Genomic DNA, 26,844 nt, shown 5'->3' with positions numbered 1-26,844 from the left:
CGGGGGTTGATTGTAATTAAGATGACCGCCATATCACTGGTCAGTGTTTCTAATTCATTCCACCACAGGTACCCGACGTGAGTGCGAACAATCCCCTGCTGCAAGATTTCGACCTGCCGCCGTATTCGACCATCAAGCCCGAGCATGTAGAGCCGGCGGTGGATGCCATTCTCGCCGAGAGCCGCAGCGTGGTCGCCAAGGTGCTGGCCAGCCAGGGCGATGCGCCGCGCTGGGAAAGCCTGATCGACGCGCTCGACGAGCAGGGCGCCAAGCTGGGCCGCGCCTGGAGCCCGGTCAGCCACCTCAATGCCGTGCGCAACAACCCCGAGCTGCGTGCCGCCTACGAGGCGTGCCTGCCGAAGCTGTCGGAATACTGGACGGAAATGGGCCAGAACCGCGCCCTGTTCCAGGCCTACGAGTCGCTGGCCGCCAGCCCCGAGGCTGCCGGCTTCGACGTGGCGCAGAAGACCATTCTCGAACAGGCCCTGCGTGATTTCCGCCTGTCCGGTATCGACCTGCCGCCCGAGCAGCAGAAGCGCTACGGCGAGATCCAGATGAAGCTGTCCGAGCTGGGCAGCCGCTTCTCCAACCAGCTGCTGGACGCCACCCAGGCCTGGACCAAGCACATCGAGGACGAAAGCCTGCTGGCCGGCATCACCGAGTCGGCCAAGGCGCAGATGCAGCAGGCCGCCGAAGCCAAGAACCTGCAGGGCTGGCTGATCACCCTGGAATTCCCCAGCTACTACGCGGTGATGACCTACGCCGACAACCGCGCGCTGCGCGAAGAGCTGTACGCGGCTTATTGCACCCGCGCCTCGGACCAGGGCCCTAACGCCGGGCAGAACGACAACGGCCCGGTGATGGCCGAGATTCTCCAGCTGCGCCAGGAGCTGGCGCGCCTGTTGGGCTTCGCCAACTACTCCGAGCTGAGCCTGGCCAGCAAGATGGCCGAGTCCACCGAGCAGGTGCTGAGTTTCCTGCGCGACCTGGCGGTACGCAGCAAGCCGTTCGCCGAGCAGGACCTGAGCGAGCTGCGTGCGTTCGCCGCCGAGCAGGGCTGCAACGACCTGCAGAGCTGGGACGTGGGCTACTACAGCGAGAAGCTGCGTGAGCAGCGCTATAGCATTTCCCAGGAAATCCTGCGTGCCTACTTCCCCATCGACAAGGTGTTGAGCGGCCTGTTCGCCATTGTCGAGAAGCTCTACGGCATCCAGATCAAGGAGCTGCATGACTTCGACACCTGGCACCCGGATGTGCGCCTGTTCGAGATTTCCGAGAACGGCCAGCACGTCGGGCGTTTCTTCTTCGACCTCTACGCCCGCGCCAACAAGCGTGGCGGTGCCTGGATGGACGGTGCCCGTGACAAGCGCCGTGCATTGAGCGGCGAGCTGGTCAGCCCGGTGGCCAACCTGGTGTGCAACTTCACCCCCGCGTCGGCCGGCAAGCCGGCGCTGCTGACCCATGACGAGGTCACCACGCTGTTCCACGAGTTCGGCCATGGCCTGCATCACCTGCTGACCCGCGTCGAGCATGTCGGCGTGTCCGGCATCAACGGTGTGGCCTGGGACGCCGTGGAGCTGCCGAGCCAGTTCATGGAGAACTGGTGCTGGGAGCCCGAGGGCCTGGCACTGATCTCCGGCCATTACCAGACCGGCGAGCCGCTGCCTCAGGACCTGCTCGACAAGATGCTCGCCGCCAAGAACTTCCAGTCCGGCCTGATGATGGTGCGTCAGCTGGAGTTCTCGCTGTTCGACTTCGAACTGCACGCCACCCATGGTGATGGCCGCAGCGTGCTGGAGGTGCTCGAAGGCATCCGCGACGAGGTCTCGGTGCTGCGTCCGCCGGCCTATAACCGCTTCCCCAACAGCTTCGCGCACATCTTCGCCGGCGGTTACGCGGCCGGTTACTACAGCTACAAGTGGGCCGAGGTGCTGAGCGCCGATGCCTTCTCGAAGTTCGAGGAAGAGGGCGTGCTCAACCCGCAGACCGGTCGCGCATTCCGCGAGGCGATCCTGGCGCGCGGTGGTTCCCAGGCGCCGATGGTGCTGTTCGTCGATTTCCGCGGCCGTGAGCCGAGCATCGACGCGTTGCTACGCCATCTCGGCCTGAGTGCGGAGGCGGCATGAGCGACGCCCCTGTAGAAGTCACGCCCAAGCGTTTCATCGCCGGTGCCGTGTGCCCGGCGTGCAGCGAGATGGACAGCATCAAGATGTGGAACGTCGACGGCGTGCCGCATCGCGAGTGCGTGCAGTGCGGTTACGCCGACACCCTGGACGAGCGTGGCAACTCGGTGGTCAGGGAGCTGCCGACCCGCGTCAACATCAGCGGCCTGACGCCGAAGAAACCGGCGGATCCCAAGGTCAAGGCCGTGCAGTTCTTTCCCAATCCGAAGCTGAAGAAGCCCGAATAGGTTTCATCTCGCGGAAGCGAAACAAGCGCCCCAGGGCGCTTGTTTCGTTTCAGGAGTGGGCGATCAACTCGTCGATAACGCCTCGGCAGGTTTCTTGTCCTTCCTGGCGCGCAGCAGGCTGTAGGCGTGCCAGAGTACCGACAGCGCCGCCAAGCCGAGGAACAGCGCCGAGATCGGGCTGGTCAGGAAGGCGGTGAAGCTGCCGTCGGAAAGCATCAGCCCGCGGCGCAGGTTGGTCTCGGCCATCGGCCCGAGGATGAAACCGATGATGAACGGCGGCGCCGGCATGCCGGCCTTGATGAAGCCGTAGCCGAGGATGCCGAACAGCAGGATGCTCCAGGCATCGAACAGGCGGCTGTTGAGGCCGAAGGCCCCGACCACGCAGAGCACCAGGATGATCGGCAGCAGGATGTGCTTGGGTACCGACAGCAGCTTGATGAAGATGCGCAGGCCGTAGAACTCCAGCACCAGCATGATCACCGTGGCCAGGATCAGCGCGGCGAAGATGGTGTACACCAGCGGCCCCTGGGTGATGAACAGCAGCGGGCCGGGCTGGATGCCGTGGATCAGGAAGCCGCCGAGCAGCATGGCGGTCACCGTGTCACCCGGAATGCCAAGGGTCAGCAGCGGCACCATGGCGCCACCGATGGCCGCGCTGTTGCAGGTTTCGCTGGCCACCACGCCGCCAGGGTTGCCCTTGCCGTAGGAGTCCGGGTCCTTGGCGCGCTTCTTCGCCACGATGTAGGAAATGATGTTCGAGGTGCCCGAACCCACGCCCGGCAGCACGCCGATGCCCAGGCCGATCATCGCCGAGCGGAAGGCGTTGCGCAGCTGGCCGACGAATTCCTTCAGCGAGAAGCCGAAGCCGCGCACCTTGGACATGTCCAGCGGCTTGACCTTGGTCATGCCGGCGTGGCGCCCGGTCTCGGCCAAGCGAATCACCTCGGCGACGGCGAACATGCCGATCATCACCGCCAGCATGGCGAAGCCGCCGTTGAGGTTGGACTGGTCGAAGGTGAAGCGGCGAATCGCATCCACCGGGGCGATGCCGACGGTGGAGAAGGCGAAGCCCAGGGCGCCGGAGAACACGCCCTTGGTCAGCGAGCCGGTGGATAGCGTGGCGATCAGGGTCAGCGAGAAGATAGCGATGGCGAAGTATTCGTGGGGGCCGAAGCTGAGCGCCACCTTGGCCAGCATCGGGGCGATGAACATCAGCGCGCCGATCCCGAAGAAGGTGCCCAGGAACGAGAACACGATACCGATGCCGAGGGCCTTGAAGCCTTCACCCTTTTCCATCATCGGCCCGCCATCGAACACCGTGGCGATCGATGAGGGCGTACCGGGAATCTTCAGCAGGATCGACGGGATCAGGCTGCCGGAAATCGCCCCCACGTAGAGCGCCACCAGCAGCGACAGGCCGGCGGCCGGGCCCATGGTGAAGGTCAGCGGCAGGCACAGCGCCACGGCCATGGTCGCAGACAGGCCCGGCACGGCGCCGAAGATGATGCCGACCACCACACCGATGGTGATGAGGATGAAGATCTGCAGCGAGAAGACGGCGGCGAAGCCGTGTGTCATCAGGTCGAGCATGGCGCGCCTCCTAGATGTTCAGCACGCCGGAGGGCAGCATCAGATCGAAGCCCTGGCGGAAGATGAGGTAGATGACGATGGCCGAGACGATCGCCGTGATCGCGTAGGTCAGGTGGCCGATCTTCTGGCCGTGGGGCGTCAGCACGATGAACTGCAGGTACAGGTAGATCGCCGTGACGATGGGAAAGCCGATGGGCTCCAGGGTGGCGATGTAGGCGGCGATCAGCGCCAGGGTCTTGATCACCGTGCCGTACTCGGAGACCTCGCCCTTCTTGTCGTCGGCCGGGGCATCGGCGGCCGGCGCGTTGCGAAAGCCGAATACCAGCTGCAGCACGCCCAGCCCGCACATGAAGATCGCCAGCACATAGGGCACGAACGCGGCGTCGATGAACGACTTGCGCGGCAGGCTCATGGTGGCCAGCAGGTAAGCGATGCCGGCGGCCAGCATGAAGCCGCCGGTGATCAGCTCTTTTCGCTTGAAAGCATCCACAGCGAACTCCTATGGATCGGGGAATGAAAAAGCCGCAAGCGTGGGCTTGCGGCTGCCGGGGTCAGTTCGATTGCCGCAGGGCGTCCTTGAACTGCATGAACTCCTCGCGGTGTTCCTTGAGCATGGCGATGGCGTCGTCCGTGCCGTAGTAGGCCACCGGCTGCTTGTAGGTCTTGGCCAGTTCCTCGCCGTAGCTGGGGATCTTGGTGATCTTCTGCATCACCTCGGCCATCTTGGCGACGATGGCGGCGTCGGTGCCTTTGGGAAAGGCGACCACGTAGGGCTTCTCGACGATCAGGTCGACGTCCTTCTCGCGGAAGGTGGGGATGTCGCCGACCAGCGGGTTGCGCTCCTCGTTGGGTTGCGCCAGGGCGTTCATCGCGCCGCTCTGGATATAGTCCTGCAGCGCGCCGTAGCTGATCGCGCCCATGTCGATGCGCCCGCCCAGCAGCGCGACGATGCGCTCGGCCACGGTGCCGGTGTCGATGTAGCGCAGCTCGGTACCGGTGCGCTTCTCGAACATCAGGCCCTGCAGGTGGGAGAAGTTACCCATCTCGGTGCCGTAGGAGATGCTCTTGGGCTTTTCCTTGGCCTGGGCGATCAGTTTCTCGACGCTGTCGATGCCCGACTGCTTGGAGGCCACGAAGATCGATGCCTTGTCGACGCCGGCGATGCAGGAAATGTCGAAGGCGTCATAGCTGTCTTCACTGAGGCCGGCGACTTCGTTGACGATCAACTGGCCGGTGTGGGTGAACAGGATGGTGTGGCCATCGGCAGCCGATTCCTTCACATGGGACGCCGCTACGGTACCGCCACCGCCGCCCATGTTGGTGATCACCATCGGCTTGCCGGTGATCTGGGTGAAGTACTTGGCCATCATGCGGGCATTGAAGTCGGTGTCACCGCCGGCGTTGGCCGGTACCACCACCTGCACCGCACGTGTCGGCCAGTTCGGCTCCTGGGCGAAGCTGGTGGCGGAAGTGGTCAACAGGGCAGCGGACAGCAAGGTCGCGGACAGAATTTTATTCATTGGAAGTTCTCCGATAACGCCACGCCTGAACAACTCGATGGCTTGTTTTCAGCGCGCACTTAATAGGAAGCCCAACCCGCCCAATAATTAATCAGCAGGTAAGTCATATGGCGATTGGGGATGGCGAGGCGGCGTTAGTGCCGGTCTGGACTGCTGCGGTTACTCATGGCGAGAACGGATCCTATGATTATTATTAGTTGGTGTCGTACGTTGTCGTATGACGACAAGGGGATGATTGTCCGCGCCGTTCGGCCTGTCAACAAAGCATCTTTCGATAACCCGATTCTTAATGTTTCATTTGCATAAGTTACTGATTAATAACTGGTTTATTAAATGTTTCATTATCTTTCTTATATGTCGTTTTAAATGTTGCTTATTAAGTGGGCGGATTTTTGCCGATTTATGTTTCGTTAATGAGCGGAATTTTGCCGATTTAAATTTTGTTATACGATGACTTATGATTGATCGGCGCCAGTAACTTGCTCGGCGAACTTTACGGGCGGCTCGATAAGTCTTGCCATGTATTGCCGCCAGCCTGAGTTCATCTGTCGAGGCCTGCGTAAAGCGGTCTCTCTCCCCGGCCGCCAAGTTCGCATTGTCGAGTCAACGGCCATCCATTCTCTGCGGAGTACCTTTGCATGAGCCACCTGCCAGCCGAACTGCTACGGACCCTCGGCGAGATCGTCGGCCCGGCCGGCCTGATCGATGACCCGGCCGCCATGCAGGCCTACCTCAGCGACTGGCGTAACGCCTATCGCGGGCGCGCCGCGCTGGTGGTGCGGCCGGCCTCCGCCGAAGAAGTCGCTGCAGTGGTTCGCGCCTGCTACCAGGCCGGTGTGCCGCTGGTGCCACAGGGCGGCAATACCGGCCTGTGTGGTGGGTCGATCCCCGACGACTCGGGGCACCAGGTGGTGCTGTCGCTGACCCGCCTGACCCGGATTCGCGACGTCGATGCGGGCAACGAGACCATCACCGTCGAGGCCGGCGTGGTGCTTCAGCAGGTGCAGGAAGCCGCCGCTGCGGTGGGCCGCCAGTTTCCCCTGTCGCTGGGCGCCGAAGGCAGCTGCACCATCGGCGGCAACCTGGCGACCAACGCCGGCGGCACCGCCGTGCTGCGCTACGGCAACATGCGCGACCTGACCCTGGGCGTCGAAGTGGTGCTGCCCGACGGGCGCCTCTGGAACGGCTTGCGCGGCCTGCGCAAGGACAACACCGGCTATGACCTCAAACACCTGTTCATCGGCAGCGAAGGCACCCTGGGCATCATCACCGCGGCGGTGCTCAAGCTCTACCCGGCGGTGCGCAGCCGCACCACGGCCTGGGTCGCACTGCCCAGCCCGCAGGCGGCGGTGGCGCTGATCGGCCGTATGCGCGCGTTGTGCGGCGATCGGCTGACCGGGTTCGAGCTGATGTCGCGACAAAGCGTGGCGTTCGTGCTGCGCCACGTACCGGGTTGCAGCGATCCCTTCGTCGAGGAGCATCCCTGGTACGTGTTGATCGAACTCAGTGACACGCTGCCCGAGGCGCCGCTCAACGCCATGCTGGAAACCGGCCTCGGTGCCGCCTTCGAGCAGGGCGAGGCGCTGGACGCCGTGGTGGCCAGCAGCGAGGCGCAGGTCTCGGCGTTGTGGAAGCTGCGTGAGGGCATTTCCGAAGCGCAGAACCACGAGGGGCCTAGCCTCAAGCACGACATCAGCGTGCCGGTCAGCTCCATTGCCGCCTTCATCGCACAGGCGGACGAGCGCCTGCAGCAGGCGTTTCCGGGTGTGCGCATCGTCTGCTACGGCCATGTCGGCGACGGCAACCTGCATTACAACATCAGCAAACCGGTGGGCAGCGAGGATGAACCCTTCAGGGCCCAGGCCGAGGCGATCATGTACCTGATCTACGACGTGACCCAGGCCTTCGCCGGCAGCATCAGCGCCGAGCATGGCCTCGGCCAGGCCAAGCGCGAGGCGGCGCGGCGCTACAAGGACCCGCTGGAGCTGGAGCTGATGCGCAGCCTCAAGCAGACGCTGGATCCTACCGGTCTGATGAACCCCGGCAAGCTGCTCTGATCCGGCGCCTGGAGTTCACGCCGGGCGTGGCGGATACTGCCGGCCTCCCGTGACCGGAATAAGGACGTTTTTCGTGCGCCTGCTGCTCTTGCCCCTGCTTGCAATCGCCCTGCCTGCGCTGGCTGATGTGCGTATCGACGATCTCACCGACAAGCGCAGCGATTGGGAAACCTACCGTTTCCCGCTGCTGGTCGGCGACAGCCCGGCCACCGCCCGGATCAACACCTTCCTGCACGCGCGCGAGTTGCAGGCGCTGCCGGGGCGCTTCGCCAAATCACCCTTCGAGAAGGTGCAGCCCAAGGAGGGCGAGCACTGGGGCGTGAACAGCCTCGATTACCAGGTCATCGGCCAGGGGCCGGGTTATCTGTCGCTGAACATCGACGGTGAATACACCGCTGCCTACAGCAGCCAGGGTTCGCGGGGCTACAATTTCGATCTGGCCAGCGGCCGCCCCATCGGCTTGCCACAATTGCTCAGCCCCGAGGGGCTGCTGCGTCTTCAGGGCGAACTGCAGGCGCAGCGGGTAAAGCGCCTGGAGGATTTTCTCAAGGCCATGCCGCCGAGCAAGCCGGAAAAACCTGGCACGTTGACTGACGATGAGCAGTGGCTGGAAGACCAGCGCGCCATGTACACCGAATGCCTCGACACGCGCCGTGACGCCAGCCTCGGCTACGACCGCCTGCAACTGGGTGCTGACAGCCTGACCGTGATCGGCGAGACCTGCGCCAACCACGCCAGCCGCGCGCTGGACGAGCTGGGCGATTTCCCCAACAGCGTCAGCTATCAGTCTCTGAGCGCCGAGCTCAGCCCCTACGGCCGCTGCCTGCTGCTGGAAAAACGCAACGATTGCGCTCTGCCAGCGAACAGCACGGCGCAGGGCGTTTACCACGGCAGCATCGGGCGTTACCCGATCACCCTGGTGCTCGAGCAGCTGTATAGCGACCACAGCCTGTCCGCCAGCTACTTCTACGACAAGCACGCCAGGCAGATCGAACTGGGCGGCGAGTTCCAGCGGGACTTCCTCACCCTCCACGAAAGCGGCGAACCACCGGCCCGCTTCGAACTCGAATTCCAGGCCGATGGCAGCTTGGCCGGCACCTGGCAGCAGGGCGAGAAACCGCCGCTGGCCGTGAAACTCACCCCGTAGCGTTCGACGAGGAGGACTTATGTGGCATCTGGTCTGTGGTGACAATGCCGTCGCCGGCGTCAGCCATGTGATCGGCGAGGAGGCCGCCGCTGGCTTGCGCGTACTGCGCGACGACCTTGCCGTCGGCCCGCTGGGCGATGTCGACACCGTGCCCTGTGCGGCCCGCGTGGCGTTCTGGGGCGCGGTGTGGCCGGCAGGCGTGACGCCGGTACCGGATTTCGCAGCGGACCTGCCCGCCGACGCGCGGTGGCTCGCCGATCTGGCCCATCAGGAGCGGCCGGTTACCGTCTGGCATGGCGACAGTGCCAGCGAGCAACTGCTGCTGGCGCGGGTGGCCCATGCCCTCGAAGGCAGCGGCGTCGCCCTGATCGAAGTAGCCTGTGGCACCGGCAATAGCTGGGTGCAGAGCCGCAAGGCAGTGGCCATGCATGCACCGCAGGCGCTGCTGGAGCTGGCCAACCCGCAGCCGGTCGGGCCTGAACGCCTCGCCGCGCTGGCGTCGCAGTGGCGTGCCGCGGTTGCCGATGGCGGGTCGATTCATCGCTGGCAGGCAGGCGCGTTCAGCGCCGAGGATTACCAGGCCATCGACGCGGCGCTGTTACGCCATGCCCGCGCCGAGCCACAACCCTTGGCGCGGGTCATGGCCGAGGTGATGGCGCGCTGCGATGGCTTCTTCGCCAGCGATTACTTCCTGTTCTGGCGCGCCCGCGAGCTGGCCGACAGCGGCCAGCTAGTGCTCGGCGGTGAGCCGGGCGAGCACGGTTATGCGGGCCTGCAGGTACGCCGTAGCAGCTGATTCACCCGCTGAAGAACTCGCCGGGCGTGGCGCCGAACTGCTGGCGAAAGGCGGCGATGAAGGCCGAGGTGGAGTCGTAGCCGCAGAGCAGGGCGACATCGGTGACCCGCTCGCCGCGCTCCAGCGGCGTCAGCGCACCGAGCAGGCGCAGGCGTTGCCGCCAGGCCCGAAAGGTCAGGCCGGTGTCGCGCAGAAACAGGCGGCTGAGGGTCTTTTCCGACACGCCGAGCCGTTCGCCCCAGGCGGCCAGGGTGCGGTCGTCGTCTGGTTTTTTCTGCAACTGGCTGCACAAGGTGCGCAGGCGCGCATCGCCTGGCCACGGCAGCGACAGGTGCACCTCGGGCGCCGCCCGCAGGCGGTCGAGCAGCACCTGAGCCAAGCGGCCGTCCGGCCCGCTTTCGTCATACTCCACCGGTAGCTCGCAGAAGCTGCGGATCAACTCACGGGTCAGCGCATCCACGCCCAGCACGCGGCAGGTTTGCGCTGTGCACTCGGCGTTGTCGTCCTGCAGGTAGAGGCTGCGCATTTCGGTGTTCGCCGAGCTGAGCACTTCGTGTTCCAGGCCGGCGGGTATCCAGATCGCCCGCTGCGGCGGCGCGACGAAACTGCCGGCCGCGGTGTGCACGTGCAGCACACCCTGAATGGCATAGGTCAACTGCACCCAGGGATGGCTGTGGCGCGGCGTGCCGGTCTGGCGAGGCAGTGATTCGTTACGCGCGTAGAGCGGACGGGGCAAGCGCTCCAGATGGGGAATAGGGCGTTCGGCAATACTGGTTTGTCCGTTAGGCGACATGATCTGGCTTTATGGCGTTAGTCGGCAATGACGGCTCAGGGTAGAGTGGCCGCCTTTATGTGGCAACTGTCTGCCGCCGCCTGCCTGGAGTCCTGCCCATGGCCCGTTCCCGTTTACTGCCTGACAACTTCACCCTGGTACTGATCGCCGTCGTGCTTGCTGCCACCTTCCTCCCGGTCAGCGGCCAGGCCGCGGTGGTATTCGGCTGGATCACCAACCTGGCCATCGCCTTGCTGTTCTTCCTGCATGGCGCCAAGCTGTCCCGTGAGGCGATCCTGGCCGGTGCCGGCCACTGGCGGTTGCACCTGCTGGTGTTCAGCTGCACCTTCATCCTCTTTCCGTTGCTCGGCCTGGCGCTCAAGCCGTTGCTGTCGCCGATGATCGGCACCGAGTTGTACCTGGGCATGCTCTACCTGTGCGCCCTGCCGGCCACCGTACAGTCTGCCATTGCCTTCACCTCTCTGGCGCGCGGCAACATCCCGGCGGCGATCTGCAGTGCGGCGGCCTCCAGCCTGTTCGGTATCTTCCTTACTCCGCTGCTGGTAGCGCTGCTGATGGACGTGCATGGCAGCGGCGGTTCGACCCTGGACGCCATCGGCAAGATCACCCTGCAACTGCTGGTGCCCTTCATCCTCGGCCAGATCGCCCGGCGCTGGATTGGCGCCTGGGTGGGCCGCAACAAGAACTGGCTCAAGTACGTCGATCAGAGTTCGATCCTGCTGGTGGTCTACACCGCCTTCAGCGCGGCGGTGGTCGGTGGCCTGTGGAACGAGGTGTCCTGGCCGACCCTCGGCATGCTCATCGGCGCCTGCTGCCTGCTGCTGGCCCTGTCGCTGGGCATCACCGCGCTACTCGGCAAATGGTGCGGCTTCAACATGGAAGACCGCATCACCATCCTGTTCTGCGGCTCGAAAAAGAGCCTGGCCACCGGCGTGCCGATGGCTCAGGTGCTGTTTGCCGGTAGCAGCATCGGCCTGATGATCCTGCCGATGATGATCTTCCACCAGATCCAGCTGATGGTCTGCGCGGTGATCGCCCAGCGCTACGCACGGCGGGCCGAGCCCGCTGCGTCGAGTGACAACAAGGTTGCCGTGAATTGAATCAGCGCCCTTTTCTCACGGCTTCGCTGCTGTTGATCGCCTTGTTGCCGACGCTGCCGGCACACGCCTGGGTACGGGTCACGCCGGAGCTCGATGAAGATCCGCTGCTGGGCAGCACTTACTACGGCGTGCTGTCGACCCTGGTGCCGTTCCTCACCACTACCAAGCCGGGAGAGGGCACCGAGCTGGCCGGGGAGCTCTCCAAAGAAAGCAGCAGCCTCGACCAGAAGTTGAAGCTGGCTCGGGACGATGCAGCGGCCTTCGTCGGCAGTGCCGGGCAGATCCGCGGCGCAATGCTGGAGGCGGCGCTGGTCGCGCTGCAGCAGCGTAGCGAGCTGGCCTCCTACAGCGACATGCAGTTGGCAGAAGCCTTGCTGGCCTACCAGCCGCGCTCGACACCTTGAGCGCGACTGCAACGCAGGCGAGGCATGAGTGCCTCGCCTGCGTTGCAGCGCTAGAACAGTTTGTGCACGAAGCTGAGCACGAACTTGTTGCCCTCTGTGCGGTTCTCGGCGTTCTGCTCGAAGTAGCTGTTGGCGGTCAGGATGTTCTCCCTGGAGAACGCATAGGTGAGGCCCGGGCCGATTGCCCAGACCTGCTCGCGGCGGCCGCTGACGTCGCGGCCATCGACCTCGGTATCACTGATCTGCTTGAGCCAGTAACCGCTCAGACCGACGCTCAGTTTATCGTTGAGTGCGTACTGGGTGGCGAAGTTGGCGTGCAGCGCCTGACCGGCCTGGGTGCTGGAAACATCACCGAAGGCCGTCGACGGGTCACGGTTCTTGGCGTTCCACAGGTACCAGAAGCGGCCGCTGACCGACCACCTGGGGGTGAACCAGTAGGTCGCCGCGTAGTAGGGGTTGAACGACCAGAAGTTGCTGCCGGGGTTGACCGACTTGTCACGGTCGTAGGCACCGGTGGGCAGGATCACCTCGGCCTCGATGCGCTGGGCGAACAGCGGCGAGCCGTCGGCGCGGGTGGTCAGCGGCGATTGCAGGAACGCGCCCAGCACCATGTCGCCCAGACCCTCGCGGGAGCTGAGCGCGGCGTTGTCGAGGCCGTCGTCCACCTCGGCGTGGGCCAGCCACGGCAGGATCACCGTGGCGCCGGGCATCCAGCCATTGGCCAGTGGCTGGCCCAGGTGGATGTACTGGGTCACCGGCGCGAAGGTCTCGATCTCCTGCCTGGGCAGCGGCAGCTTGTCGCCGCGCTGGTCATTGAAGCGCGACGCCTTGCCGTAGATCAGGTACTCGACTACGTAGCCGCCCGGCCCGCCGGGCAGCGGCGAGCCGTCGTAGAAGCTGGTGGAGCCTAGGTTGACGGAAGGCAGGTCGTAGGCCTGGGCGGTGCCCGCCAGGGCAGCCAGGCCGAGGCCTAGAGCCGAGAGACGTGATGCATGCATGGTGAGGATCCTTGTCTTGTTGTTCTTGTCGCAGATCGCGTGGTGGTCTCGGTGAGGCTTACACGTAACTGGCTGCCAGCCCGCCATCGACCGGGATGTTGGCGCCACACACCCAGCGCGCCGCATCCGAGCAGAGGAACAGCACCACGGCGGCCACTTCGTCAGCCAGGGCCGGGCGCTTCATATGGCGGCCATCGCGCTCCAGGCGCTCGTCGCTGAGCATCTGCACGAAGTCACCGAGGATCGGCGTGAACACCGGGCCGGGTGCCACGCAATTGAGGCGCACGTCGTGCTCGCGGGACCAGGGCGAGGCGTTCTGGTACGACCAGACGATCAGCGCCTCCTTGAAGTACTGGTAACAGGTGGCCTGCTCGACCGGGTTGGCGTCGAGCCAGGTGCTGCCGGCCTCGAAGCCCGCGGCCGCGGCAAGAGCCTTGTGCGCCTCGAGGCGTTGTGGCCACTCGGCGCCGAGAATCGACGCGGCGTTGACGATGCAGCCGCCAGCGAGGCGCGGCAGCAGGCCTTCGCTGAGGTGGCGCAGGCCCAGGTAGTTGACCCGGCCGACCAGCTCGGCCGGCGCTGTGCCCGGCACGCCGGCGATGTTGCACAGGCCGTCGATACGCTCGGGCAGGCGGGCGATCACCTGGTCGATACTCGCCGGGTCGCCCAAATCCACCGCGTGGTAGGCGTGTACGCTGATCTGCGGTTCGTGGCGATCCAGAGCGATCACCCGGGCGCCGGCACAGCGCGCCAGGCGGGCCACTTCGGCGCCGATACCGGAAGCGGCGCCGGTCACGATCAGGGTCTTGTCGTGCAATTTCATGGTGCGTCCTCTCGTTCTTGTTGTGGGCAAATCAGAAGGGGTATTGCGGCGGCGTGTCCTTGACCGTCACCCACTGCCACTGGGTGAACTCGTCCCAGTTGGCCGGGCCGCTCATGCTGCCGCCGTTGCCGGAATTGCCACGGCCGCCGAACGGGTTTACGCCGTCGTCGTTCACCGTCTGGTCGTTGATGTGCAGCATGCCGGCGCGCAGCTGGGCGCCGATCGCCATGGCGCGGCCCACCGAGCGGGAGATCACCGCCGCGGCGAGGCCGTACTCGGTGCGGTTGGCCAGGTCGATGGCTTGCTCGTCGCTGGCGAAACTGGCCACGCAGGCCACCGGGCCGAACATCTCGGTATCGAAGGCCGGCATGCCCGGCGCCAGGTGGCTGAGCACGGTGGGCTGGTAGAACAGGCCGTCGTACTGGCCGCCCACCTGCAGGTGGGCACCGGCCACCACACTGTCGAGCACCAGTTGGTGGGTGCGTACTAGCTGGTTCTCGTTGATCATCGGGCCAAGCTCGAGGTCGCCGCCGGCCGGGTCGCCCAGGCGCAGGCGCCGGGTGCGCTCGACCAGCCCTTCGACGAAGCGCTCATGCAGCGACTCGTGCACCAGGATCAGCCCGCTGGCCATGCAGATCTGCCCCTGGTGCAGAAAGGCGCCCCAGCTGGCGCAGCTCAGGGCGCGTTCCAGATCGGCGTCGTCGAGGATGATCAGCGGGTTCTTGCCGCCCAGTTCCAGGGCGACCTTTTTCAGGTGGCGGCCGGCGGTTTCCGCCACCTTGCGGCCGGCGGCGGTGGAGCCGGTGAAGGCGATCATCCGCACGTGCGGGTCGCTGCACAGCGCCGCGCCAGCATCGGCGCCGCCGGGCAGCACGTGCAGCACCCCTTCGGGCAGCCCGGCCAGCTCGAACAGGCGGGCAATCAGAAAGCCACCGGCGATCGGCGTCTGCGGGTCGGGCTTGAGCACCACTGCGTTGCCGGCCGCCAGGGCCGGGGCCACCGCGCGGATCGACAGGATCAGCGGGAAGTTGAACGGTGAGATCACCCCGACCACCCCATGGGGCAGGCGCCGCGCGTAGGACAGGGTGCCGCTGTTGCTCGGCAGCACCAGGCCGTGGGGCTGCATCACCTGGCCCGCGGCGAGCTGCAGGAACAGCACCGCCTCGCGCACCTCGTGTTGGGCCTTGGGCAGGATGCCGCCGGTTTCGCGGGCGATGAACAGCGCGCACTCGTCGGCCTGGGCCTGCAGCAACTGGGCGGCGCGCAGGAAGATATCGGCACGCTGGCGCGGTGCTACGGCCTCCCATGCCGGCTGCTGGGCGGCGGCGGCAGCGGTGGCCAGGCCAACATCCTCGGCCCGGGCCTGGCCAGTCGTGGCCAGGCATTCACCGGTGGCCGGCTCGATGACGGCGTTGCGCTCGCCAGCCAGTGGCGTGCGCCAGGTGCCGGAAAACAGCTTGGCCTCCCACACCTGTTCATCCAGCAAGGCAGCGTTCGATTCTGATCGTGGCAGTCGAGACATGGTGTCTCCTTGGAGTATTGTTGTTTTCAGTGATGTGCCGATGGCATTGGCAGCTATCGCAAGGAGCGTGCCCGGCCATGTGGCTGCTTTGGGCCACGCCGAGAATCCATAACAATTTCAATAACCTGCATGCATTCATCAGGTTGGGGTGGCTGGCCAGGCATTCATTTCATGCGCTCTGGAGTGAGCAAATGAGCAAATCGCCGGGAATTTTCGCCTTGTCCGTGTGATGAATTGCGTAAGTGAGGAGCCGCCCATGGTCGACCCGCGTCGCATTTCCCTGGATGCCCTGCAGGCCATCGAGACGCCCCATTACCGCGGCGCCAGCGATGCGCTGGACTGGGAGAATTCCCCGACGCTGCGCGATCTCACCGAATGCCTGTTCTTCTCGCCGGGCGACGGGCGCATCTGGCTCAACGACCAGCGCATGGTGTTGTTGCATTGCGAGGCGCTGGGCGCATTGCGCCGCGAGCTGATCGATAGCCTCGGTCTGCAGCGCGCTCGCGGCCTGCTGACCCGCGCGGGTTACCTGTCTGGTGCCCGCGATGCGCGTCTGGTGCAGCAGCGCTGGGCGGACGCCGAGCCGGCCTCGATCTTCGCCGCCGGCATCCGCCTGCATGGGCTCGAAGGCATGGTCAAGGTCGAGCCGCTGCACTTCGAATTCGATGTCGACCGCGGCCATTACGACGGCGAGTTCCTCTGGCATCACGCCCACGAGGACGACGAGCACATCGCCGCCTACGGCATCGGCAACGATCCGGCCTGCTGGATGGAGCTGGGTTACGCCACCGGCTACGTCAGCGGCCTGTTCGGCCGCCTGGTGGTGTTTCGCGAGGTGGAGTGCCGGGCCATGGGCCACCAGGTGTGCCGCGTGCTGGGCAAGACCGCCGAACTGTGGGGCGATGTGGACGAAGATCTGCGCTACCTGAACGCCTCGGCCGAGGAGAGCGAACATAGCCGAATGGAGCGCGCGCCCTATCAGCCGCTGCCGCCCAGCGCAGGGGAAGCCGACGAGGGCCGCATGATCGGCGCTTCGGCTGCCTTCAACGCCGCCTTCCAGTCACTGCAACGGGTGTCGCGCACGCCGGCCACGGTGTTGTTCGGCGGTGAGTCCGGGGTCGGCAAGGAACTGTTCGCCAGCAACCTGCACCGCATGAGCGAGCGCCGCGACGGGCCGTTCGTGGCCCTCAACTGCGCGGCCATTGCCGAAAGCCTGATCGAGGCCGAGCTGTTCGGCGTCGAGCGCGGCGCCTACACCGGTGCCAGCCACTCACGGCCCGGGCGCTTCGAACGCGCCCAGGGCGGCACGCTGTTTCTCGACGAGGTGGCCTGCCTGAGCCTGCCGGGCCAGGGCAAGCTGCTGCGCGCCCTGCAGGAGCGCGAGATCGAGCGGGTCGGCGGTACTTCGGTGATCAACGTCGACGTACGGGTGATCGCCGCCACCAACGTCGACCTGCGCGCGGCGGTGCGCCGTGGCGAGTTTCGCGAGGACCTGTACTACCGCCTCAACGTCTACCCGATCCTTATCCCGCCGCTGCGCGAGCGGCGCGACGACATCCCGCTGCTGGTGGATTTCTTCATGCGCCGTTATTGCGAGCGCTACGGGCGCACGCCGGTCGGGTTGACCATGCGCGGCCTGAAGGCGCTGCTCAACTACAGCTTTCCCGGCAATATCCGCGAGCTGCAGAACCTGATCGAGCGCGGCGTGATCGCCAGCAACGAAGGCGCGCCCATCGACCTCTATCATCTGTTTCGCGACGAAGAGCTGCCCGCCGAGTTCTATTCGCTGCTGCAGCAGGGGCGCCTGGTGCAGCATCAGGAGCACCCTGGCGAGGTGGACCTGCTGACGCGGCTCGGCTGCCCCGACCTGCCCGACGCCAGCCTGTCGCTGGAGGCCGTGGAAAACCAGTTGCTGGAACAGGCGTTGCAGCGCAGCGCCGGCAACCTCGCTGCCGCGGCCCGCATGCTGGGGCTGAGTCGGGCGCAGTTCGCCTATCGGCTCAAGCGGGCGCGGGGGTAGGCCTGGTCGTCTCTCGCTTAGAGATGCCGGGCCCATTCGGCAAGTTCGCGCTCAAGGCTATCTGCCTTTCCCATTGGGCGTTGTGGTCGAAGCCATAGCGTTGTTGCAGCGAGACGGTTTCACCCCTCATGTACTGCGCCTGGGCTTGCAGCAACAGCAGGGCGCTGACGGTATCGCCCGCTTCGAGGTATGCCTCGATCACAGCGTCGATTACCGGGTAGAGATCGTTATGCTTGCTGCCACCCGCAGGGATGTTGCTGAAGGCTTTTCGGCCTTGCCAAAGTGGGTCCTGAGCCAGGTCCGCAGGGCCCTGGGTTTGACGGGCGAGCCACTGCCAGATGCGCTCCACCGCCTGGCCACTGCCGAAGCAGGGCGGCGCCAGCACGCTACGTACAGCAAGACGGCAGGCCTCGTCATGCCGGCCCTGGCGAAGATATTGGCCGACCAGTAGCGCTGCGGCATCCGCGTATTCCGGCAGCCGCTGCAGGGTGCGCTCGAGCAATTCGATGGCGTCATTCACGGCCTGCTTACCGAGCAGGTGGCGCGCCTGCTCATAGGCTGCCTGCGGGGCGTCGGGGTCCTGGCTGAAATCCGGATGCTCCAGATAGCCGTCCTCATCGTCCAAGCCATGGGAGGCCGTCAGGAAGGTGTCCAGGCTGGAGAATGCCGGAACCAGGCGGCCCTCGTCGTGAAAGGTTTCGACTACCAGTGGCTCGCTACCTTCCAGGCCGACCGGCCAGTACAAGCCATAGGTGTCACCGTTGCCCAGGGCGTGCTCGGCGAAAGGCACGAAGCCGGGAATGCTTCCCGGCCCATTGTCGCGATCTAGGCTTACTTCGTTGACACGTGCGGGCAGTTTCAAGGGCATGGGCTGCTCCGAAAATCGAGATGGCGGCAGTTTAGTGCACTGCTCGATCCTGCTGCTGCTCTTGAGACGGCTCCTCGATCCGATACCAGGCCACATACAGCGCCGGCAGGAACAGCAGGGTCAGCAGGGTGGCGCTGAAGATGCCGCCGATCATGGCGTAGGCCATCGGCCCCCAGAACACTTCGCGGGCGATGGGGATCATGCCCAGGCTGGCGGCGGCGGCGGTCAGCAGGATCGGCCGGCGACGGTGGTGGGTGGCGTCGATCACCGCTTGCCAGGGTGAGTCGCCGGCGCGCTCGAACTCGTCGATCTGGGTCACCAGAATCACCGAGTTGCGGATGATGATGCCGATCAGCGCCAGCACGCCGAGAATCGCCACGAAACCCAGCGGCGTGCCGGTCGGCACCAGGGCCAGCACCACGCCGATCAGGCCCAGGGGCGCCACGCTGAACACCAGGAAGGTCTTCGCCACGCTGTGCAGCTGGATCATCAGGAATGTGGCCATCAGGAACAACATCAGCGGCAGCACGCTGGCAATCGGCCCCTGGGCCTTGCCGCTTTCCTCCACGGTGCCGCCGGTGGCGACGCTGTAACCAGTGGGTAATTCATCCGAGAACTTCTGGATGTCCGGCGCCAGGTCGGCGACCAGGTCGGTGGGCTGGATATCGCTGACCACCGCGGCCTTGAGGGTGATGGTCGGCTTGCGGTCACGGCGCCATACCAGCGGCTGCTCCAGCTCGTAACCGACGGTGGCGAAGGCGCGCAGCGGAATCGCCACGCCATTGGGATTGACGATCTGCAGGTTTTCCAGGGTCTGCGGCGAGCTGCGTTCGCTGTCTTCGGCGCGGCCGATCACGTCGATCAGGTAGATGTCGTCCTTGACCTGAGTGACCGTGGTGCCGCTGACGATGCCGTTGAGCAGATTGGCGACGTCTTCGGAGGACAGCCCGAACTGCCGCGCCTTGTCCTGGGCGACATCGATGCGCAGCACCTTGCCCGGCTCGTTCCAGTCGTAAACCATCTCGCCGATGTCCGGGTTCTTGTCGAGCAGGGTGGCCAGCTCCAGGGCGTGCTTGCGAACCTGGTCGACGTCCGCGCCGCTGATCCGGTACTGGATCGGCCGGCCCACCGGCGGGCCCATTTCCAGCGGCTGCACGAAGCTGCCGATGCCGACGAAGTCTTCACGCAGGCGCTTGTTGAGCTTGGCTACCAGGCGATCACGGGCGTCGATGTCCTTGGCGACGATCACCAGTTGGGCGTAGAAGGGGTTCTGCAGCTGCTGGTCCAGTGGCAGGTAGAAGCGCAGGGCGCCCTGGCCGATGTAGGTGCTCCAGCGGGCGATGTCTTCGTCGCCCTGCAAGCTGGCCTCGAGGCGGTCGACCTGGGCGCGGGTCTCGTTGATCGAGGCGTTCTGCGGCAGGTTGAGGTCGACGAGAATCTCCGGGCGATCAGAGGCCGGGAAGAACTGGCTCTGCACCAGGGTCATCCCGCCCAGGGAGGCGGCGAACAGGGCGATGGTCAGGCCGATGGTCCACCAGCGGTGCCGCATGGCCAGCAGCAGGCCGCTGTCGAAGGCGCGGGCGATGCGGCCCGGGCCTTTTTCCTTGGCCTGCAGGCGCTTGGGCAGGATGTGCACGGCGATCACCGGGGCGAACACCACGGCCACCAGCCAGGACAGCAGCAGCGCCACGGCGATCACCGCGAACAGGGTGAAGGTGTACTCGCCCGCCGAGCTGGAGTTGAGGCCGATGGGCACGAAGCCGGCCACCGTCACCAGGGTGCCGGTGAGCATCGGAAAGGCCGTGGAGGTGTAGGCGAAGGTGCCGGCGTCGTGTAGCGAATCACCTTTCTCCAGCCGCGTGACCATCACCTCGACGGTGATCATCGCATCGTCGACCATCAGCCCCAGGGCGATGATCAGCGCGCCGAGGGAAATGCGCTGCATGGTGATGCCGCTGTATTCCATGAACATGAACACCATGGCCAGCACCAGCGGGATCGAGCAGGCGACCACCAGGCCGGCGCGAATGCCGAGGCTGACGAAGCTCACCAGCATGACGATCAGCACCGCCTCGAACAGCGCGCGGGTAAAGCCGCTGACGGCTTCTTCCACCACTTCGGCCTGGTCGGACACCACGTGCACGCCAACGCCCACCGGCAGCTCGGCGGTCATCTCGTCCATGCGCGCATGCAGGGCCTTGCCGAAGGTCTGGATATTGCCGCCGTCGCGCATGGCGATGGCCAGGCCGATGGCCGGCTTGCCGTTGTAGCGGAACAGTGCCTGCGGCGGGTCGACGTAGCCACGGGTGATTTCGGCGATGTCGGTCAGCCGGTAGAAGCGGTCGTCGAGGCGCAGGTTGACGCTGCGCAGGTCGGCTTCCGAGGCGAACTGGCCGCTGGTGCGCACGGAAATCCGCTCCGGCCCGGCCTCGATCACCCCGGAGGGCGTCACCGCGTTCTGCGCCTGCAGGCTCTGGATCACCTGGCTCTGGTCGATGCCCAGGGCGGCCAGCTTGCGGGTCGAGAAGTTGAGGTAGAACACCTCGTTCTGCTGGCCGACCATCTGCACCTTGCCCAGGTCCGGCACGCTGCGGATCTCGGCGCGCACCTGCTCCACGTAGTCGCGCAGCTGGCGCATGCTCAGGCCGTCGCCGGTGAAGGCGTAGATGGAGCCGAACACGTCGCCGAATTCGTCGTTGAACGACGGGCCCTGCAAGCCCTGGGGAAACTCGCCGCGAATGTCGTCGATCTTCTTGCGCACCTGGTACCAGATGCCGTCGATTTCATCGGCCTTGGTGGTGTCGCGCAGGAACACCATCACCGTTGATTCGCCGGGGCGCGTGTAGCTCTTCACGTAGTCCAGCGAGTCCAGCTCCTCGAGCTTCTTCTCGATGCGGTCGGTGACCTGGCTGAGGGTTTCATCGACCGTGGCGCCAGGCCAGCGGGTCTGGATGACCATGGTCTTGATGGTGAACGCCGGGTCTTCCTCACGGCCCAGGTTCATGTAGGAGATCACGCCCATCAGCAGCGACACGAACATCAGGTACCAGACGAACGACTGGTGGCGCAGCGCCCAGTCCGAGAGGTTGAAGCCGTTCTTGCGCGGCGTCTGCTGGGTCATGGTGCGACGCCCTCGTCGATGCGGATCTGCTGGCCGTCCTTGAGTTCGCTCAGGCCGGCGCTGACTACCTTGTCGCCGGCCGCAAGGCCCTCGACGCTGATCTGTTCGCCTTCGCGGCCGACCACCTGCACGTTGCGCGGGTGAACGGTCCTGGCTTTGCTGTCGATCACCCATACGCGGCTCTGGCCGTCGACTTCCTGCACGGCGGCGGCTGGCAGCAGGCTGCGCGGCTGCTGGGCGCGGGTCAGGCTGATGGCCACGGCGGTGCCCAGGCGCAGGCCGGGCGGCGTGTCTTCCAGGGTCAGGCGGGCGCGGCGGGTGCGGGTGGCGGCGTCGGCGCGCGGCGCCAGTTCGCGCAGCCGACCACGGGTGGCGATGCTCGGGTCGAGCTGCGAGGCAACGTTGAACTGCACCTGATCGTCCAGACCGTCAGCCAGCTCCACGGGCAGGTCGAACACCGCTTCGCGCACGTCCGGGCGGGCCAGGGTGACCACCTCCTGGCCGGCGCCGACCACCTGGCCGGCCTCCACGTGCCAGGCGGTGACCACCGCATCGAAGTCGCTTTTCAGGGTGCCGTAGTCCACACGGTCGCGGGCCTGGCGGGTGGCCGCTTCGGCCTGCTCGCGGTTGCTGCGGGCGTTGCTCAGTTCGGTCTGCGCCTGCTCCAGGTTGGCCTTGGCGCCGACCCCCCGGTCGAACAGTTCCTGCTGACGGCGGGCATTGGCCTGGGCATTGATCCACTGCGCTTGAGCGCGTGCCTGGTCGCCTTCGCTGGCGCGCAGGGCGTTCTGCTGGTCGGTGGGGTCGAGGGTCGCCAGGGTGGTGCCGGCCTTCACTTCGGCCCCGGCATCCACCAGGCGGCGGGCGACCCGGCCGCCGACACGAAAGCCCAGGGTGCTCTGCACCCGCGCCTCGATATTGCCGGCGAAACGGCCGAGAATCTGCTCGTTCTGCTGTTGCACCTCGGTGTAGAGCACCGGGCGGATCGGCGCGGGTTTTTCGTCCTCGGCACAGCCGGCGAGCAGCGCGGTGATCAGCACGAGAGGGATAGCACGGTTCATGGCTGCTGCTCCTGGGGCTGCTTCTGCTCACGGGCTTCGGCAATTTCCACCTTCTGGCCCGGATGCAGCAGCTGCCCGCCGGCCACCACTACGCGGTCACCGTCCTGCAGGCCGGCGCGGATGATCACCTTGTCGGTCAGGTAGCGGCCAACCTGCACAGGGTGCAGCTGCACGATGTCATCGCCACCCAGGCGCCACACCGCCGGCTCGCTTTCGGCTTTGGTCAGCGCTGACCAAGGCAACTCGACGCTGCGCACCGCCGGATTGCTGACGTGAGCACTGACGGTAGAGCCCAGGGTCATCGCCTCCGGCACCTGCTCCAGGCCAACCTTGACCTGCACCGTACCGCTCTGTGCCGACACCTGGGGGTTGACCTCGCGCACCGTGCCGCTGGCGCTCACCTCGGGGTTGTCCAGCAGGCTGACGCGCAGCGGCTGGCCGGGCTCGACCAGCAGCGCTTCGAAGACGTTGAACACCGCATCGCGCTCGCCCTCGCGGGCCAGGCCGAAGATCGGCGTAGCGGCCTGTACCACCTGGCCAACCTCGGCCTGGCGGGCGGTGATCACCCCGTCGCTGTCGGCGCGTAGTTCGGTGTAGCCGGCCTGCTCGCGGGCATCGGCCAATTGCGCCTGGGCGGCAGCCAGGCTGTTGCGTGCGCCGCGGTCGCTGGCCAGGGCGCTGTCGTATTCGCTGCGGCTGGTGTAGCCCTTGGGCAGCAATTGCTGCTGGCGCCACAGGTTGGCGGCGCTGAGCTTGGCCTGGGCCTGGGCCGCCTCGACCGCCGCCTCGGCGGAGCGCACCGCGTTGCGCTGGTCCTGCGGGTCAAGGCGGGCCAGCACCTGGCCGGCCTTCACCGTATCGCCGACGTCCACCAGCCGTTCGGTGATCTTGCCGCCTACACGGAACGACAGATCGGTCTGAATGCGTGCCTGGATATCGCCGGTGATGGTGGCGTCCGCCGCATAATCGACCTGGCTGACCGTCGCCACCTTGACCCGCGGGCTCGCTGGCGCAGGCGGCTGCTCGTCGGCGCAGCCAGCCAGCAGCGCGATAGCCAGCAAGGCCACGACAGGGCGAGGCAGGGCAGAGATCGATACGGGCGGCATGGAGGCTCCGGCACGGCAAGGCGCGAAAGTGTGTGCAGATGCGACCGCACCAGGCGACGAACGGTTCAGGCTACTCGCGCGACGAGCGTGGCTTGTGTTGGGGATGCAAATCCTAATACTGTATTTATATACAGTTATCGAGCCTGCACCATGAACCCGACCTCAGCGCCGCGCGGGCGCGGCACCGCCAGCAAACCGCACAACCGTTTCGCACCGACCACCAGCGATGCCGAGGACGACGGCTGGTATCAGGAACAGACGCCGCTGACCTTCGTCACCGAGGTGCGCCATGAACGGGCGAAGACGGTGATCAGCCGCAACAATTCGCCGGATGTCGGCTTCGACCGTTCGGTGAACCCCTACCGCGGCTGCGAGCACGGCTGCATCTACTGCTTTGCCCGGCCCAGCCACGCCTACTGGGACCTGTCGCCGGGCATCGACTTCGAAACCAAGCTGATCGCCAAGACCAACCTGGCCGAGCGCCTCGAGGAGCAACTGAGCAAGCCGGGCTACGTGCCGGCGCCCATCGCCCTGGGCATCAACACCGACGGCTACCAGCCCATCGAGCGTGAACACCAGCTGACCCGCCAGGCCCTGGAGATCCTGCTGCGCTACCGCCACCCGGTAAGCATCATCACCAAGAGCGCGTTGATCCTGCGCGACCTGGATCTGCTCGAAGAGCTGGCCAGCCTCAACCTGGTGAGCATCGCATTCAGCATCACCACCCTGGACGACGAGCTCAAACGCATCATGGAGCCGCGCACCGCCGCCCCCAAGGCCCGGCTGCGGGCGATGAAAACCCTGCACGAGCACGGTGTGCCGGTCGGTTTGATGGCCGCGCCGATGATTCCGATGATCAACGACATGGAGCTCGAGCGCCTGCTCGAAGCCGGCCGCGAGGCCGGGGCCAGCTCGGCCGGCTACGTGCTGTTGCGTTTACCGCTGGAGATCGCCGGGTTGTTCGAGGAATGGCTGCAGAGTCATTTCCCCGACCGCGCCGAGCACGTGATGAGCCTGATCCGCCAGTCCCGTGGCGGGCAGAACTACGACAGCCGCTTTGGCGCGCGAATGAAGGGCGAGGGCCACTTCGCCGAATTGCTGGCCCAGCGCTTTCGCCTGGCGCGCCGTCGCTATGGCTACGACGGCAGCAAGCGGGCGGTGCTGGATTGTTCGCAGTTTGCGCCGCCGGGCCAGCAGATGGGCTTGTTCTGAGCGAGTCGGTGCCCCGGTTTCGCTGGGCACGGCGAGCTGGGCTCGCGCTCCTGTAGCCTGGCGTTGAGCGCAGCGATACCTAGGTCGGGATTGTCGGCATGGCGTACGACACGGCGAAAGCACCGGCGATATCACCGGCTGCACGACGATTTATCGCGCCAACGTGTCTCGAAGGGTTTTGCCACAGTCCAATCCTCCGATCTCTTGCCGGCAGTCCTGCCGGCTGGGAAGCTGTGCGCTGTCGCACGCTTGGTCTTCCATTCGTTAACGAGGTAACGCTATGCCTGGTAATCGTCGTCCTGCCGATAGCAAAACCAAGAACGCGGCCTCGGCCGCCGAGGCGCTGGATCATCTGGTCGAGGGCTTTCTGCGCTTTCGCCAGGATGTGTTCCCGCAGCAGCAGGCGCTGTTCAAGAAGCTGGCCCATGCCCAGTCGCCACGCGCCATGTTCATCACCTGCGCCGATTCGCGTATCGTTCCCGAGCTGATCACCCAGAGCGAGCCGGGCGACCTGTTCGTGACCCGTAACGTCGGCAACGTGGTGCCGCCCTACGGGCAAATGAACGGCGGCGTATCCACCGCCATCGAATACGCCGTCGCCGCCCTGGGCGTGCAGCACATCATCGTCTGCGGCCATTCCGACTGCGGCGCGATGAAAGCCGTGCTCGACCCGGAAACCCTGGAACGCATGCCCACGGTCAAGGCCTGGCTGCGCCACGCCGAAGTGGCCAAGACGGTGGTTGCCGACAACTGCGGCTGCGCCGACCACACCACCCTGGGTGTGCTCACCGAGGAAAACGTGGTGGCCCAGCTCGACCACCTGCGCACCCACCCGTCGGTGGCCTCGCGCCTGGCGGCCGGCCAGTTGTTCATCCATGGCTGGGTGTATGACATCGAAAGCAGCGAGATCAAGGCCTACGACGCCGAGGCCGGTGAGTTCCGGCGGATCGGTGACGGCCCGCTGCCGATGGCCACGCCACGCCCGCGCTATCCACAGGGCTGATCCTGCGGCGTCTGGCCTTACGAACTGTGGGAGCGTGCGGGGACGCCCAGTCCATGCGCGCGAATCGCGGGCATGGCCCGCTCCCACAAAAGCAGTCGTAGGATGGGTCGGGCCGCGCAGATGCAACCCATCAGCAATTGATGGGTTTCACCCATCCTACGGCTTGGTTCCGCTCTCACGGCTTCAGTCTGTGACCCTCCTCTCCAACAGCGCTCAGCAGGCGAACCCGCGGGACTGTGCTAGGGTCTTTAGTCGGTCGGTTGGCCTGCGCACGAGGCGCGGCCCACCGGCAATCACCGACAAGAACAAGACGATGCCGGCCCGCCATGACCCGATCGCAGAGAACGCCAGATCCTTCCTATGAGCTGATGGATGACCACGAGGGTCATTCGCTGATCTATCGCCAGCACGGCTTTCCCAGCCCCCTGGTGCGTTGGCATTTCCACAAGGAATACGAGCTGCACCTGATCGTCGCCAGCGCCGGCAAGGTGTTCATCGGCGACTACATCGGTAATTTCTCCCCCGACACCCTGTTTCTCACCGGCCCCAACCTGCCGCACAACTGGATCAGCCAGATGGCGCCGGGCGAGGCGGTGGCCGAGCGCGACATGCTGGTCAACTTCACCGACGAGGTGCTGGAAAGCGGCACCGCGGTGTTCGCCGAACTCAAGGACCTGCAGCCGCTGCTGGCCCGCGCCCAGTACGGCATCGAGTTCCGCTGCCCGCACACCATCGCCGAGGCGCGCCAGTTGCTGCAGCGCATCGCCGATTCCCAGGGCATGACCCGGCTGGGGCATTTCTTCATCCTCATGGAGCTGCTGGCCGGCTGCGAGGCGTACCAGCTGCTCTCCGACCGCACTGCCGCGCAACTGGCCGACGAGCACCATGTCGACCGCATCAATCGCGCGGTGGACTACATCTTCCAGCGCTACGCCCAGGAGCTGAGCCAGGAAGAAGTGGCCGAGTACCTGGGCATGACGCCCACCTATTTTTCGCGTTTCTTCAAGCAGGCCACCGGGCGCGGCTTCGTCGAATTCGTCAATCGCATGCGGGTCAGCAAGTCCTGCGAGCTGCTGACCCAGAGCGACAAGCCGGTGACCGAGGTGTGTTTCGAGTCCGGTTTCAACAACATCTCCAACTTCAACCGGCGCTTCCAGCAGCTCAAGGGCATGACGCCCAGCGGTTACCGACGGCTGGTCACCCAGCGGGTCACCGCGCAAAACCTGTACTGAATCCGCTGCTCTCATTCGCCGCGAAGACCGCCGGAGGCCCGTTCTTGAGCTGCCGTGGACG

22 protein-coding genes are annotated in these 26,844 nt (G+C 65.6%); 11 read left to right on the top strand and 11 right to left on the bottom strand.

Features of this window, described 5'->3' with window-relative positions; all coding sequences use genetic code 11:
- Window positions 1-77 precede the first annotated feature (77 nt).
- Together prlC and BM154_RS16090 are read left to right on the top strand one after the other, a co-directional pair.
- Window positions 78-2,126: an oligopeptidase A gene (gene prlC / locus BM154_RS16095; protein WP_074886211.1), complete on the top strand. Its 2,049-nt coding sequence runs from the start codon at window positions 78-80 to the stop codon at window positions 2,124-2,126.
- On the top strand, window positions 2,123-2,410 hold the full coding sequence (locus BM154_RS16090) for a YheV family putative zinc ribbon protein (protein ID WP_074886208.1): 288 nt from the start codon (window positions 2,123-2,125) through the stop codon (window positions 2,408-2,410). The genes prlC and BM154_RS16090 overlap by 4 nt, the downstream gene beginning before the upstream one ends.
- Window positions 2,411-2,473: 63 nt before the next feature.
- Here the strand turns inward: BM154_RS16090 and BM154_RS16085 are convergent, their stop codons facing one another.
- The 3 genes from BM154_RS16085 to BM154_RS16075 all read right to left on the bottom strand — a co-directional run bounded on the left by BM154_RS16085 (window position 2,474) and on the right by BM154_RS16075 (window position 5,520).
- Window positions 2,474-4,000, bottom strand: coding sequence for a tripartite tricarboxylate transporter permease (locus BM154_RS16085; protein WP_013793433.1), 1,527 nt, complete (start codon window positions 3,998-4,000; stop codon window positions 2,474-2,476).
- 10 nt (window positions 4,001-4,010) lie between these two features.
- A complete protein-coding gene (locus BM154_RS16080; protein ID WP_074886205.1) occupies window positions 4,011-4,490 on the bottom strand; it encodes a tripartite tricarboxylate transporter TctB family protein in 480 nt (159 codons plus the stop codon).
- A 61-nt stretch (window positions 4,491-4,551) separates the two neighbouring features.
- Window positions 4,552-5,520: a tripartite tricarboxylate transporter substrate binding protein gene (locus BM154_RS16075; RefSeq protein WP_074886202.1), complete on the bottom strand. Its 969-nt coding sequence runs from the start codon at window positions 5,518-5,520 to the stop codon at window positions 4,552-4,554.
- A gap of 638 nt (window positions 5,521-6,158) precedes the next feature.
- On the opposite strand from BM154_RS16075, the gene BM154_RS16070 reads away from it, so the two are divergent.
- From BM154_RS16070 to BM154_RS16060, 3 genes are all read left to right on the top strand, one after another.
- Window positions 6,159-7,577, top strand: a complete 1,419-nt coding sequence (locus BM154_RS16070) for an FAD-binding oxidoreductase (protein ID WP_074886198.1) — start codon at window positions 6,159-6,161, stop codon at window positions 7,575-7,577.
- Between the two features lie 73 nt (window positions 7,578-7,650).
- Window positions 7,651-8,724: a hypothetical protein gene (locus tag BM154_RS16065; RefSeq protein ID WP_074886194.1), complete on the top strand. Its 1,074-nt coding sequence runs from the start codon at window positions 7,651-7,653 to the stop codon at window positions 8,722-8,724.
- Window positions 8,725-8,743: 19 nt separating this feature from the next.
- The gene (locus BM154_RS16060; RefSeq protein WP_074886191.1) at window positions 8,744-9,520 is read left to right on the top strand and encodes a DUF1835 domain-containing protein; all 777 of its coding nucleotides are present in this window, start codon (window positions 8,744-8,746) and stop codon (window positions 9,518-9,520) included.
- A gap of 1 nt (window position 9,521) precedes the next feature.
- Here the strand turns inward: BM154_RS16060 and BM154_RS16055 are convergent, their stop codons facing one another.
- Window positions 9,522-10,313 (bottom strand): AraC family transcriptional regulator, encoded by a 792-nt coding sequence (locus BM154_RS16055; protein WP_074886188.1) that lies wholly within the window; start codon window positions 10,311-10,313, stop codon window positions 9,522-9,524.
- Window positions 10,314-10,411: 98 nt separating this feature from the next.
- On the opposite strand from BM154_RS16055, the gene BM154_RS16050 reads away from it, so the two are divergent.
- Window positions 10,412-11,413 (top strand): bile acid:sodium symporter family protein, encoded by a 1,002-nt coding sequence (locus tag BM154_RS16050; RefSeq protein WP_074886185.1) that lies wholly within the window; start codon window positions 10,412-10,414, stop codon window positions 11,411-11,413.
- Complete coding sequence (locus BM154_RS16045; protein ID WP_244157192.1) at window positions 11,410-11,817, top strand: DUF2388 domain-containing protein; 408 nt, start codon at window positions 11,410-11,412, stop codon at window positions 11,815-11,817. Before BM154_RS16050 ends, BM154_RS16045 begins: the two co-directional genes overlap by 4 nt.
- Before the next feature lie 50 nt (window positions 11,818-11,867).
- On the opposite strand, the gene BM154_RS16040 is transcribed toward BM154_RS16045, so the two are convergent.
- Genes BM154_RS16040 through BM154_RS16030 form a run of 3 tightly spaced genes read right to left on the bottom strand, consistent with a single transcriptional unit; the run spans window position 11,868 to window position 15,160 of the window.
- Entirely contained in the window at window positions 11,868-12,815 is a 948-nt protein-coding gene (locus tag BM154_RS16040; RefSeq protein ID WP_074886181.1) for a SphA family protein, read from the bottom strand.
- Between the two features lie 58 nt (window positions 12,816-12,873).
- A complete protein-coding gene (locus BM154_RS16035) occupies window positions 12,874-13,638 on the bottom strand; it encodes a coniferyl-alcohol dehydrogenase (protein ID WP_074886179.1) in 765 nt (254 codons plus the stop codon).
- 31 nt (window positions 13,639-13,669) lie between these two features.
- Window positions 13,670-15,160: a benzaldehyde dehydrogenase gene (locus BM154_RS16030; protein WP_074886174.1), complete on the bottom strand. Its 1,491-nt coding sequence runs from the start codon at window positions 15,158-15,160 to the stop codon at window positions 13,670-13,672.
- Window positions 15,161-15,416: 256 nt separating this feature from the next.
- On the opposite strand from BM154_RS16030, the gene BM154_RS16025 reads away from it, so the two are divergent.
- Complete coding sequence (locus BM154_RS16025) at window positions 15,417-17,180, top strand: sigma-54-dependent Fis family transcriptional regulator (protein WP_074886170.1); 1,764 nt, start codon at window positions 15,417-15,419, stop codon at window positions 17,178-17,180.
- On the opposite strand, the gene BM154_RS16020 is transcribed toward BM154_RS16025, so the two are convergent.
- Genes BM154_RS16020 through BM154_RS16005 form a run of 4 tightly spaced genes read right to left on the bottom strand, consistent with a single transcriptional unit; the run spans window position 17,161 to window position 23,336 of the window.
- Window positions 17,161-18,048: a tetratricopeptide repeat protein gene (locus BM154_RS16020; RefSeq protein ID WP_074886167.1), complete on the bottom strand. Its 888-nt coding sequence runs from the start codon at window positions 18,046-18,048 to the stop codon at window positions 17,161-17,163. The genes BM154_RS16025 and BM154_RS16020 overlap by 20 nt on opposite strands.
- Window positions 18,049-18,079: 31 nt before the next feature.
- On the bottom strand, window positions 18,080-21,169 hold the full coding sequence (locus BM154_RS16015) for an efflux RND transporter permease subunit (protein WP_074886164.1): 3,090 nt from the start codon (window positions 21,167-21,169) through the stop codon (window positions 18,080-18,082).
- Window positions 21,166-22,230, bottom strand: coding sequence for an efflux RND transporter periplasmic adaptor subunit (locus BM154_RS16010; protein ID WP_074886161.1), 1,065 nt, complete (start codon window positions 22,228-22,230; stop codon window positions 21,166-21,168). The genes BM154_RS16015 and BM154_RS16010 overlap by 4 nt, the downstream gene beginning before the upstream one ends.
- Entirely contained in the window at window positions 22,227-23,336 is a 1,110-nt protein-coding gene (locus tag BM154_RS16005; protein ID WP_074886159.1) for an efflux RND transporter periplasmic adaptor subunit, read from the bottom strand. Before BM154_RS16005 ends, BM154_RS16010 begins: the two co-directional genes overlap by 4 nt.
- A 150-nt stretch (window positions 23,337-23,486) precedes the next feature.
- Between BM154_RS16005 and BM154_RS16000 the strand changes: the two genes are divergently transcribed.
- The 3 genes from BM154_RS16000 (at window position 23,487) to BM154_RS15990 (ending at window position 26,783) form a co-directional block, all read left to right on the top strand.
- The gene (locus tag BM154_RS16000; RefSeq protein WP_074886156.1) at window positions 23,487-24,548 is read left to right on the top strand and encodes a PA0069 family radical SAM protein; all 1,062 of its coding nucleotides are present in this window, start codon (window positions 23,487-23,489) and stop codon (window positions 24,546-24,548) included.
- 280 nt (window positions 24,549-24,828) lie between these two features.
- On the top strand, window positions 24,829-25,551 hold the full coding sequence (locus BM154_RS15995; protein WP_074886154.1) for a carbonic anhydrase: 723 nt from the start codon (window positions 24,829-24,831) through the stop codon (window positions 25,549-25,551).
- Between the two features lie 326 nt (window positions 25,552-25,877).
- Window positions 25,878-26,783 carry a helix-turn-helix domain-containing protein gene (locus BM154_RS15990; RefSeq protein ID WP_074886152.1) on the top strand — a complete coding sequence of 302 codons (906 nt, stop codon included), beginning with the start codon at window positions 25,878-25,880 and terminating at the stop codon, window positions 26,781-26,783.
- The last annotated feature ends 61 nt before the right edge of the window (window positions 26,784-26,844 follow it).

The organism is Phytopseudomonas argentinensis, assembly GCF_900113905.1.
Lineage (GTDB): Bacteria > Pseudomonadota > Gammaproteobacteria > Pseudomonadales > Pseudomonadaceae > Aquipseudomonas > Aquipseudomonas argentinensis.
This window is presented reverse-complemented; position numbering and strand designations above follow the sequence as displayed.

What these genes read in the sequence shown, in the direction of transcription:
- BM154_RS16090 (WP_074886208.1), top strand. Translation starts at nt 2,123, where the DNA reads ATGAGCGACGCCCCTGTAGAAGTCACGCCCAAGCGTTTCATCGCCGGT.
- BM154_RS16085 (WP_013793433.1), bottom strand. Translation starts at nt 4,000, where the DNA reads ATGCTCGACCTGATGACACACGGCTTCGCCGCCGTCTTCTCGCTGCAG.
- BM154_RS16075 (WP_074886202.1), bottom strand. Translation starts at nt 5,520, where the DNA reads ATGAATAAAATTCTGTCCGCGACCTTGCTGTCCGCTGCCCTGTTGACC.
- BM154_RS16070 (WP_074886198.1), top strand. Translation starts at nt 6,159, where the DNA reads ATGAGCCACCTGCCAGCCGAACTGCTACGGACCCTCGGCGAGATCGTC.
- BM154_RS16060 (WP_074886191.1), top strand. Translation starts at nt 8,744, where the DNA reads ATGTGGCATCTGGTCTGTGGTGACAATGCCGTCGCCGGCGTCAGCCAT.
- BM154_RS16055 (WP_074886188.1), bottom strand. Translation starts at nt 10,313, where the DNA reads ATGTCGCCTAACGGACAAACCAGTATTGCCGAACGCCCTATTCCCCAT.
- BM154_RS16050 (WP_074886185.1), top strand. Translation starts at nt 10,412, where the DNA reads ATGGCCCGTTCCCGTTTACTGCCTGACAACTTCACCCTGGTACTGATC.
- BM154_RS16040 (WP_074886181.1), bottom strand. Translation starts at nt 12,815, where the DNA reads ATGCATGCATCACGTCTCTCGGCTCTAGGCCTCGGCCTGGCTGCCCTG.
- BM154_RS16035 (WP_074886179.1), bottom strand. Translation starts at nt 13,638, where the DNA reads ATGAAATTGCACGACAAGACCCTGATCGTGACCGGCGCCGCTTCCGGT.
- BM154_RS16030 (WP_074886174.1), bottom strand. Translation starts at nt 15,160, where the DNA reads ATGTCTCGACTGCCACGATCAGAATCGAACGCTGCCTTGCTGGATGAA.
- BM154_RS16025 (WP_074886170.1), top strand. Translation starts at nt 15,417, where the DNA reads ATGGTCGACCCGCGTCGCATTTCCCTGGATGCCCTGCAGGCCATCGAG.
- BM154_RS16020 (WP_074886167.1), bottom strand. Translation starts at nt 18,048, where the DNA reads ATGCCCTTGAAACTGCCCGCACGTGTCAACGAAGTAAGCCTAGATCGC.
- BM154_RS16015 (WP_074886164.1), bottom strand. Translation starts at nt 21,169, where the DNA reads ATGACCCAGCAGACGCCGCGCAAGAACGGCTTCAACCTCTCGGACTGG.
- BM154_RS16010 (WP_074886161.1), bottom strand. Translation starts at nt 22,230, where the DNA reads ATGAACCGTGCTATCCCTCTCGTGCTGATCACCGCGCTGCTCGCCGGC.
- BM154_RS16005 (WP_074886159.1), bottom strand. Translation starts at nt 23,336, where the DNA reads ATGCCGCCCGTATCGATCTCTGCCCTGCCTCGCCCTGTCGTGGCCTTG.
- BM154_RS16000 (WP_074886156.1), top strand. Translation starts at nt 23,487, where the DNA reads ATGAACCCGACCTCAGCGCCGCGCGGGCGCGGCACCGCCAGCAAACCG.
- BM154_RS15995 (WP_074886154.1), top strand. Translation starts at nt 24,829, where the DNA reads ATGCCTGGTAATCGTCGTCCTGCCGATAGCAAAACCAAGAACGCGGCC.
- BM154_RS15990 (WP_074886152.1), top strand. Translation starts at nt 25,878, where the DNA reads ATGACCCGATCGCAGAGAACGCCAGATCCTTCCTATGAGCTGATGGAT.